Source organism: Leclercia sp. LTM14 (assembly GCF_023736175.1).
GTDB classification, from domain to species: domain Bacteria; phylum Pseudomonadota; class Gammaproteobacteria; order Enterobacterales; family Enterobacteriaceae; genus Enterobacter; species Enterobacter barmai.
Genome location: NZ_JAIKTT010000001.1, coordinates 747,155 through 762,456, shown reverse-complemented (window position 1 = coordinate 762,456; position 15,302 = coordinate 747,155). Strand labels below are relative to the sequence as shown.

11 protein-coding genes are annotated in these 15,302 nt (G+C 59.8%); 7 read left to right on the top strand and 4 right to left on the bottom strand.

What is annotated here, in order from left to right; genetic code table 11:
- Window positions 1-213: 213 nt before the first annotated feature.
- The 4 genes from K5I40_RS03570 to K5I40_RS03555 all read right to left on the bottom strand — a co-directional run bounded on the left by K5I40_RS03570 (window position 214) and on the right by K5I40_RS03555 (window position 6,314).
- Entirely contained in the window at window positions 214-1,659 is a 1,446-nt protein-coding gene (locus K5I40_RS03570; protein ID WP_223073686.1) for a hypothetical protein, read from the bottom strand.
- Complete coding sequence (locus K5I40_RS03565; RefSeq protein WP_223073687.1) at window positions 1,656-2,000, bottom strand: hypothetical protein; 345 nt, start codon at window positions 1,998-2,000, stop codon at window positions 1,656-1,658. Before K5I40_RS03565 ends, K5I40_RS03570 begins: the two co-directional genes overlap by 4 nt.
- 94 nt (window positions 2,001-2,094) lie before the next feature.
- Window positions 2,095-5,412 carry a CapA family protein gene (locus tag K5I40_RS03560; protein ID WP_223073688.1) on the bottom strand — a complete coding sequence of 1,106 codons (3,318 nt, stop codon included), beginning with the start codon at window positions 5,410-5,412 and terminating at the stop codon, window positions 2,095-2,097.
- Window positions 5,409-6,314, bottom strand: a complete 906-nt coding sequence (locus K5I40_RS03555) for a S9 family peptidase (RefSeq protein WP_223073689.1) — start codon at window positions 6,312-6,314, stop codon at window positions 5,409-5,411. Before K5I40_RS03555 ends, K5I40_RS03560 begins: the two co-directional genes overlap by 4 nt.
- 115 nt (window positions 6,315-6,429) lie before the next feature.
- On the opposite strand from K5I40_RS03555, the gene K5I40_RS03550 reads away from it, so the two are divergent.
- The 7 genes from K5I40_RS03550 (at window position 6,430) to K5I40_RS03520 (ending at window position 15,232) form a co-directional block, all read left to right on the top strand.
- Entirely contained in the window at window positions 6,430-8,091 is a 1,662-nt protein-coding gene (locus K5I40_RS03550) for a Mur ligase (RefSeq protein WP_223073690.1), read from the top strand.
- Window positions 8,092-8,100: 9 nt separating this feature from the next.
- A complete protein-coding gene (locus K5I40_RS03545; protein ID WP_251929480.1) occupies window positions 8,101-8,328 on the top strand; it encodes a hypothetical protein in 228 nt (75 codons plus the stop codon).
- A gap of 29 nt (window positions 8,329-8,357) precedes the next feature.
- A complete protein-coding gene (locus tag K5I40_RS03540; protein ID WP_251929482.1) occupies window positions 8,358-8,792 on the top strand; it encodes a transglutaminase-like cysteine peptidase in 435 nt (144 codons plus the stop codon).
- A gap of 9 nt (window positions 8,793-8,801) precedes the next feature.
- A complete protein-coding gene (lapD, locus tag K5I40_RS03535; RefSeq protein ID WP_223073691.1) occupies window positions 8,802-10,748 on the top strand; it encodes a cyclic di-GMP receptor LapD in 1,947 nt (648 codons plus the stop codon).
- 26 nt (window positions 10,749-10,774) lie between these two features.
- Window positions 10,775-11,116, top strand: coding sequence for a hypothetical protein (locus tag K5I40_RS03530; RefSeq protein WP_039032618.1), 342 nt, complete (start codon window positions 10,775-10,777; stop codon window positions 11,114-11,116).
- Between the two features lie 279 nt (window positions 11,117-11,395).
- Window positions 11,396-13,711, top strand: a complete 2,316-nt coding sequence (locus tag K5I40_RS03525) for a retention module-containing protein (protein ID WP_251929484.1) — start codon at window positions 11,396-11,398, stop codon at window positions 13,709-13,711.
- A gap of 171 nt (window positions 13,712-13,882) precedes the next feature.
- Window positions 13,883-15,232: a TolC family outer membrane protein gene (locus K5I40_RS03520; protein WP_039032033.1), complete on the top strand. Its 1,350-nt coding sequence runs from the start codon at window positions 13,883-13,885 to the stop codon at window positions 15,230-15,232.
- Window positions 15,233-15,302 lie beyond the last annotated feature (70 nt).

Here is a 15,302-nt window from a genome sequence, read left to right as displayed (position 1 = left end):
CAGAGTGGCGTTACGCCGTACTGCTTTTATGACTCGCGTAAATACTAATGGTTCCGGGCTGTTGCCGTACATACTCATGGTCTGAAAAACGGCTGACGCCTTTGGGCGGCGTAATGTAGCACTGATATATCTTAACTGCTAACACTACTTTTTGCTCAAAAAACCAGCATTAAAATAACCAAAACAGAGGCCCGTTTTTATCCTGATGGAGACTTATTCATTACGTGTTTCATATCCAAAATCAAAGTCGAGCAGCACGTTTTGGCGTAGGGCGTGATTCAGCGGATAGCTGTAACTTTGCCCGATGCTGACGGCGTGGATCACCCGCAGCAGCGTGTCGCCACGCAGGGAGGAGGGCGCGTCGGTAATGGTCACCTCCGCCCCCTGCAACGCATGCCGCAAAGACTGATAGGCCGGAGAGGCGGTGATGCTGTTATTCATCACGCTGCACAGGCCGAGCAGCAGGCAGATCAACATTACCGGAAAGATCAGCGGATGGCGGTTGACCAGACGAACCGGGCGCCAGGGGGCGATATACAGCAGGGCGGCACTTAAGGGCAGAAGCAGCAGGTAGAGCAGTTTTGCCAGGTGGGTGAGAGCCCCAAGCAGGGAGAACATCAGCGCAATGGGGGGAACAATCACCGCCCGCGCCGCATCCTCACCCCGTTTTTCATTTTCCCCGCCCACGCCGTAGCTGGCCAGCGCTGCCTGCAGGCGAGGGAGCTGCTGATGCATGGCGTGATCAAGATGGGGGGCCTGTAGATCCTGCGCAAACTGTTTAAGGGCGTCATCTTTCGGGTATTCAGGCCTGACCCGGGTGTCCCGGGGGAGAGCCAGCTTATCACGCAGCGTGTTTTGCACGACCTCCAGCATAAAAAACGATTCCCAGTCGAGCCGGGCCGGGATCGCCACGCCGTTATAAAGCCCCTTTGTCTCTGTGGCGCTGTTATAGCCGAGATAGTCTTTATAAATTTCCCCACGCACGGCCAGCCAGAGCTTGTAATAGCCGAGGAGACCGCCCTCCTGGACGCTGATGCTGTCGCGCAGGTTTTGCCCGGCCTCCCGCTCAAGCAGCTCGTGATAGCGGCTGACCGAGCTCATCAGCAGCGGCAGCATCGCCAGAAACGCTTTCCCGGAGGGGCTGGTCCAGGTGTCACGCTGGCTGCCGTCGTCGTCAAGCGGGATCCCCTCCAGCGTCTGGTGTCCGTCAATTAACGATTGTTGATAGAGCTGGGCCAGCATCGACTTCTGGCGAAACTCGCCGGTGCTCTGCGCGACCTGGCGCTCAATCACCCACTCCACCATCTGCCAGGTCACCACGCCGGTGAGCAGGCACAGCGAAAACACCATGCCGGTCACCCAGGGGGCGGGAAACTCAACGCCGCGTTTTTTCAGCCAGGCGTTACCCGCCAGCACCAGCTGAAACACCAGCAGGGCAGCGGCGATGGCGGTTAATGCCCGCCCGTAGCGCTCCATGCTGTGGATGTCATCGGGTGTGGAAAGACTGCCCACCAGATCGAGCAGGCGCGAGTTAAACGCCAGCTCGCAGATGAGGTAGGTGAGGGTAAGGAGAATAACCAGCGCGTTTTGCCACAGCGGCAGCGTCGGGCGCTTGATATCCGTCCGGCTTTCCAGTTCACCGACAGCGCGTTCCGTCATGATTTAAGCTCCAAGCTGGTCTGACGGGTAACAGCCGGCTGCCAGATCTGCTCTGGCAATGAATTGTCCAGCACCGGCAACGCCCGTGGCGCTGACTGTTCTGCGGCTTTAACCGACGGCCGTTTTTTGACTTTTACCGGCGGCGAGGGGGCTTCTTCTGGCGCGCTGAGGAAAGGTTCAGGTGCGCTATAGGCGGGCTGCACAGGTGCGGGAAGAACATACTTCGGCGCCACGCGCGCCCGGCTGGGGTTTTTATCATGGGAAGCACAACCGCTTACGCCCAGCAGCAGCGCTAACAACACCATCCCACAGCGGGGCATTTTTTGCAGTGGCACGCTCATCAGTAGGTCCTGACTCTGTCGCACAGCGGAGTGACGTCTTTTAACTGTAATCGGGAATTTTCATTCAGGTAGCTGTATCGCTTAAAAATTCTGCTTACTGTTCTACATACGCATCCAGCGTCATGATCAGCTTGTACTCTCCTTCTTCACATACCGCGCGCCAGCCCGCGCCGGAGGCTTCCTCCCGGATAATGGGCATTCCCTGAGCGGTCAGGTGTGCGATCAGATCGGTGAATTCAGCCTCGTTAACCGGGCGGGGCTGCCAGAAGGTCTTTTTATTGTCGGTCAGGATCGGCAGGAGTTGGATCTGCGGCACCTGTTCGCCAAGCAGCAGGCGGACGATAAAACCATACGGCGGCATACCGCGTTCCCGATACTCGCCGTTACTGTTAAACACCCCGTTGCCGATGCTGTAGAGCACCAGGCTTTCGCCGAGGCGGGCCGCTTCGCCGGGCATATGCGGCCCGGAACCGATAATCAGATCCGCTCCGGCCTCGCTCAGGCGTTGCGCCAGCGCACGCTGTCCCGCCGTCGTCCAGCGGTAGTCGAGCCCCCAGTGGGCGAGCACGATGGTGGTGGACGGGCGTGCGCTCGTTTTTTCCAGACGCAGCTGTTCCGTCAGCCCACCGCTCAGACAGGCGACGCCCGCCCGGCGCGGGCGGGCATAGAAGGCGCACTCCTGCTCCATAAAGCGTCGGTACCAGTAGGCGCTAAAAATCTTGTACTGCCTGTCGCCTACCGTCAGCACCAGCGGGGCGTGCGCCTGCTGGGCATTGAGTCCGGCCCCGATTGTGGCGATGCCCCCGTCGCTAAACGCCGCCAGCGTGCTGTGCAGACCCGGCAGTCCGGCGTCCATGGCATGATTGTTGCCCAGCGCCACCGCGTCGATGCCCTGTTTGCGCAGGGCCGCAACAGAGGCCTGCGGATCCCCGGCCAGGCAGAATGTTTTTCGGCCTTCCGGGCTGGCGCTCAGGTCGGTGGCAAGGGCCGCTTCGAAGTTGGCAAGGGTAAAATCGCTGCCGCGCAGCAGCGGGGCGATGCCCGCAAAGCTGTGATCGTATCCGTAGCGTTGCAGGGCATCATCGATACCGCGCCGCTGACGCTTGCGGGTGTACCACTCGCCAAAATAGGTGTCCCCCAGCAGGGTAATTGTCGCTGCGGGTTTGTCGATCTGGCGTTCGACGGGGACCGGTGCAGGCTGCGCGCCATCCGCCCGGGAGAGCAGCTCATCCAGCAGATAGTCAAGATGAAAGGCGTCATCCGCCCCGGCGGCGCAGGCCAGCCAGAGATCGCCCGCGATCCACTGCAGCGCAAAGCCCCAGCGTCCGGCACTGAATTGTCCCCAGGCGCTGCCGTTGCTGTACAGGTTGGCGGTTTTACGGTACACGTGCTCGCCGATGGCCGCCTCGTGCTCAGCAAACCACGACAGCAGGTGCGGGTAGCGCAGGTAGAAATGGTACAGCAGCCTGGCGACATCCCTGAGCGTGGTGCGCTGGCCGGGACGCGGGCGGCCGGAGACGTTATTGATGTGGGTATGCGCCATCGCCCGCTCACCCATCAGCTCACGGAGCTGCGTCAACGCCCCGGCGCTGCTGCCTGCCAGCTGTTCCGCGATGTGAATGGCAGCGTCGCAGGCGTTATGAATCAGCATCCCCTGCAACAGCGACTTCAGGGTCACCGTGCTGCCCCGCGGCAGGCCTAGCGCCGGATTACCTTTCAGGACGTGGGCGGCGATGCCGTGCATTTCAACAGGCGTTTCGAGGGTCATCTCTTTTATCAGCAGCCGCTCCGCCACGCAGGTGGTCAGCAACAGCTGGCTGAGATAGGTCGGCGCAAAGATGCTGTCGCTCAGTTCGGATACCCGCGTTTCGCCGGTGGCGAGATTCACCAGCAGGCGGGCGGTCTGCTCTTTTTTCAGGGCTGGTGGCGCAGCGAGACGGGTTTTCAGCAGGCTGATGACCCGGTTGAAGTCAGAGTTGCGCACGCTGCCTTTGACCAGCACGATATCGCCGTCGCGTAGCGTCGGTGCCGCGGCATCCACCAGCGTCTGCGCAGTGCGGAAGTGGCCGCCGCGAATCGTCTCCGGCAGGGCACCGTGCAGGGCTGCCATCTCCTCACCGTGCAAAAATGCTTTCCCGCAGCCCGCCGCCAGCAACGGCTCCGCCAGCGAGCGGTGGATCGCGTCGGACTGGTCGCCGAGGTTGACGATCCGCCCCAGCAGGGCAACCACCCGACCACCGCTATCCCGGGCGCGCTGCCCGGCCACCTCGAAGGCGTTGAGCATGGAGAGGTATTCGGCGTTGTAGCTGTCGTCAATCAGCGTGACGGCCCCGCCCTCCGGCAGCGTGAGGCAGGTAATACCCATATGCTGGCCGTCGCTGTGCCAGGCTTCAAGGTTGGTGACGATCTCCGGCAGGCTCACCCCGAGCAGGTCGGCGGCGATAAGCGAGGCCACCGAGTTAAGTGCAGCCCCCTTGCCCGGCACGGCCAGCCGGTAACTCAGGCTCTGCTGGCGAAAGTTGAGGGTAACCAGGCTGCCGTTGCCATCCGGGGTAAACGCCGTAATGCGCGCGTCTGCATCAGGGTGAAAACCGTAGCTGATGATGCGGGCCCCGTCGCGGGTGACGCTCGCGGCCAGGGTCTCATACCCGGCCATATCGCGGTTCAAAATGGCGTAGCCGCCCGGGATCAGGCCGTGGCTGATGCGTGCTTTAAAGCGCGCCACGTCATCTAAAGAGGTAACGTTCTTCCCCACTTGGGTCATGCCGATTTCAGTGATGATGACGATATGCGGCTTGATGCGCGGGCCGAGCCCGCCGTTGCGCATCCACAGGGCCGAGATCGCCACTTCCATCACCACCGCCTGCGGGTTGCAGACGGTCCGGGCCAGAGTCACCGAGGCGCCGGTGCGGGTGTTGTGGTTGCCGTGACTCGCCACCACCGACATGCGGGTTGCAAGAATGCTCTCCAGCATCTCTTTGGTGGAGGTTTTCCCTACCGTACCGGTGATCGCCACCAGCTTACCGTCCAGCCGTCGCCGCGCCTCTTCCCCCAGCCACTGCAGCGCCTCATAGCTATTGCCGACCACCAGCTGGGGGAAGTCTGGCGGCAGCCCGTCGAGCCTGCGCTGAACAATCGCCCCGCAGTAGCGCGAGGCGTGGCGGGAAAGCGAAAGATGAGTATCGTTCCAGCCCGCGTAAATGCCGGTATTGCCGGAGCCCTGCAGCCAGGTGTCGGTATCCATGGCAATAAACAGGCAGGGACGGGTGGGCGGCGTCTTGTCATGAAAAATGGCGATGTCGCAGGCCTGCCAGCCTGCCTCCGGTCGATTGTGCCAGACGCCACCGGGCAATTTTTCGAGGTCGGCGGCGGTCCATCCCCGGGGTGGCGTCTCAGCACCTTGCTGACTCATGAGCTTATTCCTGCTTTTGTGGCGTATCCGCGTTGCGGACAAAGATGAATGGCGGTGATCCCGGCGTTACCCTTCAGATCGTGGTAGTGCGGCGGGACAGCGGGGCGTTCGAGCAGTTCCACCCGGTGACCATGCTCGCGCAGCGCAGCGGCAAAGCGTGCCTGCAGATCGAAAGGCGTAGTGCGATCCTGCGGATTACCGATCACCAGGATCAGCCGGAAGGGATCTGCGGCGATCCCGCTGATATGGTCGAGCGGGTCCCAGGGGTGAGGAAGTCCGGTATTGTCCAGCCCAGGGGCAGGGGCTTCACCGCGCCGCTGGCGGATGCGCTGCGCCCGCTCCAGTATTCCCCAGGCGCCGGAGGTAAGCACCGCGCAGTCGATATCCCGGCGACCGGTGGCTAACAGCGCCGACGCGGCGGTTGCGCCCCCGCTGTGTCCGCTCAGAATAAAGCGCTGGATACCGTAGCGGGCTTTGATGGCATCGAGGGCGGCATCTATCGCCTGGAACTCTTCAGCCTGACGACGGTGATAATGGTTGCCGCTGGAGCCGTAGGTGCCGGGGCGGGCGATAATAATCGTGGGCAACCCGGTCTGGCGCAGGATGGCCCGGGCCTGACGGCGCTGATCGGCTGCGGTATTGCCGGGAATGGATTCGGGTGGGCGCTCAATCTGCGAGACGCGATCGCCTTTCAGTATCACCACCACCAGCGGGGCGGCCTGAAGGTTTCCTGCGCTGAAATAGCGCATACAGGCGTTGCCGTTCGGAGTCTGTACCCACAGGGCATCGTTACCGGTCGGGCAGTGCTGTCGGGAGGCCGGTTGGTTCCACAGCAGCGGCGTATCAGCGTAAGCAAAAACGCTGACCAGCAGCAGGATCCACACCGCGAAACATCGACTCAAAACACCGCCCCGGGAGAAACAATAGACATACAGAATACACATCTTGTCATACATAATGGTATCATCGATTAAGATTTTTCTGACAGGGTTTCCTCAGGCGTTATCAGGAGTACAAATGCCGCTCAGCCAATTACTGGCGCAAACCCGCCCGGCGATGGAATTGCTGGACGTCGCGCCCAAACCGTCGATCTGCCCCGCCTGGGCGATCTTTTTTAGTGCTTCCGACAGCCAGAGCCGTGCGCATATTGTGCAGGGGTGCGGCGACACCTTCGATCAGGCCTGGCAGCAGGGCGCACAGGCGCTGCAGCAGTGGCAGCGAAAGAGCGGCACCGAGGTTTGCTGGCTGCGGGTAGATCTTGTCGATAAGGTACAGGCCCTGCGCTGGGATAACCTGCAGGCGCGTTTAGCCAAAACCAAACGTAACTATTTTCGCTTTGGCCTGAGCCTGGATCCGGCGTTTCGCTACGCGATGCTGGAGCAGGAGATCGCAGCCAACGCGCTGCTCTATCACGGCGACCACGGTGTCGCTACGCCCAATGCCAACAACCTGGCCCATTTTTCCCGCCGCCGCTTCGGCGCGCTGCTGACATGGCCGGAGCAGCCTGACCAGACGCTCTGGCGCTTTACCACTCAGGCGCTGTTTTGCGACGGCGAACGGTTGCTGCCCATTGAATCAACCGGGCGTAACAGCGGCTACCGCCAGCTTCCCGACTGGCAGGCGATGGCGCTGGAGCCGATGATCGCCTCCGCCACCGACTATCTCGCACGCCAGATTACCCCTTCCGGGCGCTACCAGTACGGCTGGTTCCCCTGCTTCGATCGCGCTATTCCGACCTATAACGCCCTGCGTCACGCCAGCTCCACCTATGCGCTACTTGAAGGGTGGGAGGTGACGCAGCAGCCGGAACAACGAGCGGCCATCGAACGGGCGCTCCAGGATCTTTGCCGCAGCTTTATTCGCACTTACCGGCTTCCCGATGGCAGTGACGCCGATTTCCTGGTGGATACCGGGGATGAAATTAAGCTTGGCGGCAACGCGGTGTGCATTCTGGCGATGGCGAAATACAGCGAGCTGACCGGCGATAATCAGTATCTGGCGCAGATGGCGCGGCTGGCGAACGGGATCGGCTATATGCAGGACCGTAAGACGGGCGGGTTTGTCCACATACTGAACGCCGGGGATCTCTCCCTGAAGGCGGCACACCGCATTATCTATTACGACGGTGAAGCGGCGTTTGCCCTGATGCGTCTTTACGGCCTGACTCAGGCCCCGCGCTGGCTGGAGATGGTCGAGCGGGCGATGGATCATTTTATTGCGCAAAAGCACTGGCAGGCCCACGATCACTGGCTCAGCTACTGCGTCAACGAGCTGACGCTCTACCGGCCGCTGGAGCGCTACTACCGGTTTGGGCTGGATAACGTGCGCGACCACCTCGACTTCGTGCAGAACCGCGTCACCACGTATCCCACCCTGCTGGAGCTGATGATGGCGGCGTCGGGGATGATTACGCGGCTTGAAACATCGCCGCATAAGCATCTGCTGGCGGGTTTTGATATGGCGGTATTCAACGAGGCGCTGGAGACCCGCGCCCGCTATCTGGCGAACGGCTTTTTCTGGCCGGAACTGGCGATGTTCTTCAAAAATCCGCCACGCATTGTCGGCAGCTTTTTCATTCGTCACCATAGCTACCGGGTGCGGATCGACGACGTTGAGCACTACCTTTCCGGCTATGTCGCGTACCTTAAGCGCTGGCTTGCCCGGTCAGGCGAGAAGTAAGCCAGCGCCATGCGGCTTTCTCGTTCCCGTTTCGTGAGCTGTCGACGCTGGCTGTCGCTCTGGCTGGTGGTATTGCTGGTTATCTCCCCCGGGCTTGGCGCCGGGTGGGATTTCAGCGCCATCAGCACCCGTACCGAACGGCTGTATGGCCCGGCGACCCCGGCCGCCCGGCAGCGGATTGACGAGTGGGCCGCCTTGCTTAAGCAGCCGTCTCAGGATCGATCCAGGACAGGCTAAACCGGGTTAACCAGTTTTTTAACGCCCGCATGGCGTTTCGCGATGATATCGTCGTCTGGAAGCAGCAGGATTACTGGGCCACGCCGATTGAGTTTTTACGTAAGGGGGCAGGGGACTGCGAGGACTTTGCGCTGGCGAAATATTTCACCCTGCGCGAAATGGGCGTTCCGGCAAACCAGTTACGTATTACCTATGTTAAGGCACTTGAACTGAACCAGGCGCACATGGTGGTGACATGGTATTCCACCCCCACGGCGATCCCGCTGGTTCTGGATAATCTGAAAACCGCCATCTTGCCGGCCACACAGCGAACCGACCTGCTTCCGGTTTATGCGTTTAACGGCGAAGGGCTGTGGCTGCCGCAGTCCGGCGGCAACAAACGCGTGGGTGACAGCAAAAGGCTCTCCCGCTGGCAGGATCTTCTCACCCGAATGCGTGCAGAAGGATTTGTAATTAATGAATAGGATAGGGCCATGTCTCTTTATAAACAGCTACTGATAGGCATCTGTTTATTTACGCTCGTCATTTTCTGCGGCAACTTTTTCGTTACCCTGGAAAGCTCACGGGATCAGTACCGCAATCAGCTCAGCGCCCACGCGCAGGACGCGGCGACGGCGCTGGGCCTCTCCCTGACGACCCATATCGACGATCCGACCATGACCGAGCTGATGGTGAACTCCATCTTCGACAGCGGCTATTTCTATCGCATTCGCGTGGTGGACATTAAAACCAATAAACCGATCTTCGAGCGCAGCGACATTCCCCAGAGCACCCGCGTGCCGCAGTGGTTTGTGCGGATGGTGAACCTCAGCCCCGGTGAAGGCGATGCCATAGTGATGCGGGGCTGGACCCAGGCCGCCCGGGTGGAGGTGGTCAGCCATCCGATGTTCGCCCTGGCCCGCCTGTGGAACAGCATCGTCGCCAGCTTTTTATGGCTGATCGGCTGCAGCCTGCTGTTTGTGCTGGCGGCTACGCTGATGTTAAGCCGCGCCCTGCGTCCGCTTAACTATATTGCCGGACAGGCGATGGCTATCTGCCGTCGCGAGTTCCTCAACATTCAGGCGTTGCCGAAAACCCCCGAACTGCGCCGGGTGGTGGATGCCACCAACATGATGGTGACGCAGCTCAAGGTATTATTCAGCGAGCAGGCCCGGCGCACCGAAGCGCTGCGTCAGGAGGCCTATCACGACAGCCTGACCGGCCTGAGCAACCGCCGGGCATTTGACATGCAGTTGCAGTCTCGCCTGAGCGATGAAGAGAACGCTGCCGGTCATATTATGCTGCTGCGGGTGCAGGATCTGATGGGCCTGAACCAGCGTCTTGGCGGAGCCAAATCTGACCAGCTGCTGGTGGCGGTGGCGGATATTCTGAGCGGCCTGCAGCGCAACTATTTCCACAACGAGGGCTTTTTAGCCCGCGTGCGCGGCGGGGAGTTTGCCATTATCGCCCCGCAGATCCTGGGCCAGGATCTCGATAATCTGCGCAACACCCTCAGCACGCAGCTGAAGGCGCTTTCTGAGATGGGCATGAGCGACGTGACGCCGGTGGCGCACTTCGCGCTGGTGCCGTTTAACGTTGGCGATACCCCGCAGGCGGTGCTGACCCAGGCGGACCAGGCGCTGGCGAGAGCCGAAACCGAGATGCGCATCTTTGCCACGCCCGATACCGCAGCGGATACCGGGAGCGAAGAGGATCATCACAGCTGGTACACCCGTCTTGATGCGGTGCTGACCCGCGGTGGCTTCGAGCTCTTCTCGCAGCCGGTTTACGAGTGCAATAACCGGCATGTGGTGCTGCACCATAAGATCCTCGCCCGCATCAAAACCGAGGAGGGTGAGTTGGTGCCAGCGGGGCGCTTTATGCCGTGGATCCACCGCCTCGACCTCAGCCGTCGCATGGACATCGTGATGCTCCAGCAGACCCTGGGTGAGCTGGCAAAATCGCCGCGCCCGCTGGCGCTCAGCATCAGCGGTGCCAGCGTCGCGGACGACCAGAGCCTCAACGCCCTGTTGCAGCCGTTGAAAAGCGCGCCGCAGCTGGCAAACTGGCTGACGTTTGAGCTGGATGAGAATGAACTGCCCGACGTCGAGCGGGTGAACGTGCTGGTCAGTCGCCTGAAGGCGCTGGGTTGTCGTCTGGGGATCCAGCATTTTGGAGGACGCTTCCACCTTATCGGCAATTTACCGCAATGGGGTCTGGCCTGGATTAAAGTTGATGGCAGTTATATTCGCGATTTAGACAGCGAAGACGATAAAAAACTGTTTATTGAGGCAATTTACTGGGCCGCCCGCCAGATTAATCTTCCCTTAATTGCCGAGCGCGTGGAAACAGCGGGCGAACTGGCGACCCTCGAAAAAATGGGGTTATATGGCGCGATGGGGCGCTATTTCGCTGATGCCAGTACGCTGGGTGGAAATTAACCGCAAAGGCTAATGAGAGGCTGAAAATGTATTACTTAGAACGCGATACGGAAAGACGAATAATTCGGGTGGAACTGACACCTTTTCCCGCAATGACGGAACAGCACGATCTCTGTACGCCTGAGATTGACGAGTGGTTGCGCCAGCGCGATACCCGAGAAGCCACGCTGTATCAGCTGCGGCAAAGCGACCTTGAGATGGTGCGTGTGCTGGAGGATCTGATCGAGGTGCTGATGAGCAAAGGGGTGATCACCATCACCGACCTGCCGCCAGCCGCACAGGCCAAACTCACCAGCCGTGCGCAGGCGCGTCGCTCGCTGAGTGGGCTGGAGGGATTAATTGCCGATGACGATGAAGGCCTTATTTAGCCGTTATTATTACGTGACTAAATTAATCAGCACGAAATAGAGGGTTATTTTTCAGACTCCCCTATTTTGATAGTGCTGACCTTTTTCGATTCCTGTTTATTCATGGCATCTATTAATATCCTGCTCTGACCTGAATCTGAATCAATAAATCAGCGGCAGAAAGGCGTATCGTAGTTATAGTTGCACAGCGAATTATCAATACAGATTAAATACTCTTTTCGCATTCTGAGCCTGAGCAATGGATGAATTGGGCGAGAAAAAGATTGAGGGAGACAATATATGAGTGGCGTATCCGGGATCGTCAAAGCCGTAATCGGACAAGTATTTGCCGTCAGCCCTGACGGCAGCAAGCGTTTACTGACCGAAGGCGACCGCGTTCTCGAAGGAGAACAAGTCCAGACGGGAGCGACTGGCGCAATTACCTTATCTCTGGCGGACGGTAAACAGCTGGATCTGGGCCGTGACACCCAGTGGGACAGCTCAGGGCACGTCGTCACGCCAGACGCGGCGGCCCAGCAGCAAGATATTGCTGCCATCCAGCAGGCAATTGCCGACGGGCAGGACCCGACGCAAACCCTGGAGGCACCAGCTGCAGGTCCACAATCCGGTAACACTGGCGGCGAGCCAGGCGGCAGCGGCGGCGGGTCACATACCCACGTCGTGCTCGATCTTACCGCTGAAATTGTTGACCCCAATGCGGGCTACCCAACGGTCGGGCTTGATTTCCCCGACGACGAACCCCCGGAAGAGTTAACGCTGCTCGACACTGACGATTCTGATGCGGACGCGGATTCTGATGCGGACGCGGATGCGGATGCGGACTCCGATTCTGATGCAGACGCTGACGCTGACGCAGATGCCGATGCCGACGCCGATGCGGATGCGGATGCGGACGCCGATGCGGACGCGGATGCCGATGCAGATGCTGATGCCGACGCGGATGCTGATGCAGACGCCGATGCGGATTCTGATGCTGATGCCGATGCGGATGCGGATGCGGATGCGGATTCTGACGCAGATGCCGATGCCGACGCAGATTCTGACGCCGACGCGGATGCCGATGCGGATGCTGACGCCGATGCTGACGCCGACGCCGATTCAGACGCCGACGCCGACGCCGACGTCAAACTAACCGTCACCGTCACCCCGGGCAATAAAACCTCCGAGACAACGGACGACAAGATCATCCACGTTAACGGCGGTAGCGGCGATCCTAACGGTTACGACATCCAGAACGGCGTGATTGTGGCCATCGGCAGCAACGTGCACGTCTGGCTGACTCCGGATAGCCCGGATGGCAAGATCCCTGGCGACTTCGTGCCTAAGGCCGATAGCCCGGATCAGATCCACTACTACAACAGCCAGGGTAACGCCAACGCCAACAACGGCGACAAAACCTACACCGATATTTTTGTGGTCGGAGATCACACCGGGGGTTACTACCAGCAGGGCGACTGGCCGGAGGATAAATATGAGTTCAGGCCGGTCAACGGTATTACCGGCAACCAGGGCGTACCGCAAAGCGAGGCGGGTAAGGACTATATCTTTGTTCAGGGTAATGAGGCTGACTACACCGTTACCGGGGTCGAACATCCACAGAATGGTAAGAACAATGACATAGATAACCTGCATATTGTCGATAACGAGACCGGGAAATCACCGTTCCATAATGCCAACGGTATCGAAGGGGTCGTATTTGGTGATGGCCCGTCTTCTGAGCTCGGCGGCAATACCACCGTCAGCTACACGGTAACGCTGAACCTGGATGTCAATCTCGAAACGTCGGACAGCAGCGACCACCTTAACAGCATCACGCTGAGCGGGATCCCGGAAAACGCGACCTTTACCGGCAACTATGCGGACGTCAGTTACAACGCTGAGGATAAGACCTACACCCTGACCTTTGATAACGACACCTCGCACTTCAACGGCCAGGTAAGCGTTGAGCTGCCAAACGGCCAGAGCGATTTCGGGGAGATTGGCCTGGTAGTAGACTCATCCGCCGCCGAGCATCATGACACCGACTTTACCGTCGACGGCAAAGAGGGCGGGACCTTTGTCAGCGGGTCACACGGCGGGGAAGAGCACGCCGATGACAACGTGGACGATCATCCGCTGATGGCCGCACACAGCGTTGAGGAGCATCATGCGGATAGCGACGAAGACAATCAGAAGCAGGCGCACAGCAGCCTGACGGCTGATGACCATGACGCAGACCACAGTCTGGCGAGCGCGGAGCACGCCGCATCGTTAATCGATGACGACAATCTGCTGCTCAGCACCACGGCGGCGGATAATAGCAGCATGCCGACGGCCTCGGCCGATCACGCGGATGCTGCGCAAAGCGAGACCCTCACGCTCCAGAGTACGGATCAGCAGGAGCAGCTGAACTTCAGCGATCTGATCCATGACGAGGAGCACAACGATCTCAGCACGCTGATCCAGGCGGGGCCGCAGAGCGACACGGCGGATGGCCCGGCGGAAGTCGAGCATGTTCCCGCTGAAGGCAGCGAGATCGCCGGAACCGATGGCTATGACGGCGGTAACGACGCGATGCTCGATAACCTGATCGCCAAACCGGAAGATCATGCCTGACAGGTCGCCGCGCAGGGGCAGTCTGGCTCTGCGCGGCACACATTATTCAGATCAGACGACGGATCCCGTCTGACCGCAAAATCGCAGGACGCATTTTTTCCCTCGGTCTAATGGGATTTTCTCTGGTGGATATTGACCAACAATCAAGGGATATGAAGGAAAGTCGACAAGATGAAACAGTATAGTCAGTTCGTTATGGGCGCAGCTCTGGTGCTGAGCGCCACACACAGCCAGGCCACGACGCTTGAGCAGGCGGTGAAAGATAGCCTGCTATGGCACCCGGAAGTTAACGCCTCGGTTAACAGCCGATACTCCGCCGATCAGGATCTCCGCGCAGCTAAAGGCGGCTATCTCCCGACGCTGGATCTCACCGCAGGCACCGGTTGGGAGCAGACCGATAATGCCAGCACCCGCGCCGCAGGCGACCACCTGCGCGATCTGCATCGCAGCGAGTCCGCTATCAACCTGCGCCAGAATGTGTTCAACGGTTTTGCCACCACCAGCGAAGTCGGCCGCCAGAAAGCCACGGTCAATTCCCGGGCCTGGACGGTGCTGAATACCAGCGAATCTACCGCGTTGCAGGCGATCCAGACCTATCTCGATGTGCTGATGCGCCAGAAGATGGTGGCGCTGGCGGAAGATAACCTCAAAAACCACGAGCGCGTGTTCGACCAGATCCGCCTGCGTACCGAGCAGGGCGTCGGCCGTCAGGCGGACTTCGAGCAGGCCCAGGCCCGTCTGGCACAGGCGCGCAACAACCTGCTGACCGAGCAAACCAACCTCGAAGACTCCCGCGCCAACTATCAGAGCATCACCGGCAAAGAGCCTGACACCCTGGTGATGCCCGCTAAAATCGCCGTTCCCGCTTCCCTGGATGCCGCGCGTACCGTGATGCTGGAAAATAACCCGCTGCTGAAACAGGCTGATGCCGACGTGGAAGCGACCCGCCAGCAGTATGAGGCGGCCAAATCGCGCTTCTATCCGGATGTGAACGTCGAAGTCGGGCGTACCATGGATAACAACATCGATGGTACCCGCGGCCACAGCCAGGAGTGGCAGGCGATGCTGCGCATGCGCTACAACCTTTACAACGGCGGCAGCGACCAGGCGACGCTCACCTCATACGCCTACAAAATGAAAGAGGCGCAGGATGTGAAAAACAACGCCCAGCGTCAGCTGAACGAAGATCTGCGTCTGGCCTGGAACGCCCTGAAAAATGCCGGTCAGCAGGTGCCGATCGCCAAAGAGTACGCCGATCGCAGCGTGCAGGTGCGTAGCGCCTATCAGGAGCAGTTCAGCCTTGGCGACCGTACCCTGCTCGATATGCTGGACAGCGAAAACGAAGTGTTCAGCGCCCAGCGCCGCTACGTCGAGCTGCAGTTCGTCGATATGTTTACCACCTATCGCATCAGCGCCCGTACCGGTGAACTGCTCAAGAACCTGAATATTCAGGCTCCGTCGGCCGCCGAGCCGCTCGATCAAGCGAAATCTTCCCAGGCAGAACTGCCTGAATTAAAGTAAGGCGCCCTGAAAGGCTGACGGGGTTGTTGCTGGCAGGATAAACGGCAACAACCCTCTCTTTTTTACATCT

What these genes read in the sequence shown, in the direction of transcription:
- K5I40_RS03570 (WP_223073686.1), bottom strand. Translation starts at nt 1,659, where the DNA reads ATGACGGAACGCGCTGTCGGTGAACTGGAAAGCCGGACGGATATCAAG.
- K5I40_RS03565 (WP_223073687.1), bottom strand. Translation starts at nt 2,000, where the DNA reads ATGAGCGTGCCACTGCAAAAAATGCCCCGCTGTGGGATGGTGTTGTTA.
- K5I40_RS03560 (WP_223073688.1), bottom strand. Translation starts at nt 5,412, where the DNA reads ATGAGTCAGCAAGGTGCTGAGACGCCACCCCGGGGATGGACCGCCGCC.
- K5I40_RS03550 (WP_223073690.1), top strand. Translation starts at nt 6,430, where the DNA reads ATGCCGCTCAGCCAATTACTGGCGCAAACCCGCCCGGCGATGGAATTG.
- K5I40_RS03545 (WP_251929480.1), top strand. Translation starts at nt 8,101, where the DNA reads ATGCGGCTTTCTCGTTCCCGTTTCGTGAGCTGTCGACGCTGGCTGTCG.
- K5I40_RS03540 (WP_251929482.1), top strand. Translation starts at nt 8,358, where the DNA reads ATGGCGTTTCGCGATGATATCGTCGTCTGGAAGCAGCAGGATTACTGG.
- lapD (WP_223073691.1), top strand. Translation starts at nt 8,802, where the DNA reads ATGTCTCTTTATAAACAGCTACTGATAGGCATCTGTTTATTTACGCTC.
- K5I40_RS03530 (WP_039032618.1), top strand. Translation starts at nt 10,775, where the DNA reads ATGTATTACTTAGAACGCGATACGGAAAGACGAATAATTCGGGTGGAA.
- K5I40_RS03525 (WP_251929484.1), top strand. Translation starts at nt 11,396, where the DNA reads ATGAGTGGCGTATCCGGGATCGTCAAAGCCGTAATCGGACAAGTATTT.
- K5I40_RS03520 (WP_039032033.1), top strand. Translation starts at nt 13,883, where the DNA reads ATGAAACAGTATAGTCAGTTCGTTATGGGCGCAGCTCTGGTGCTGAGC.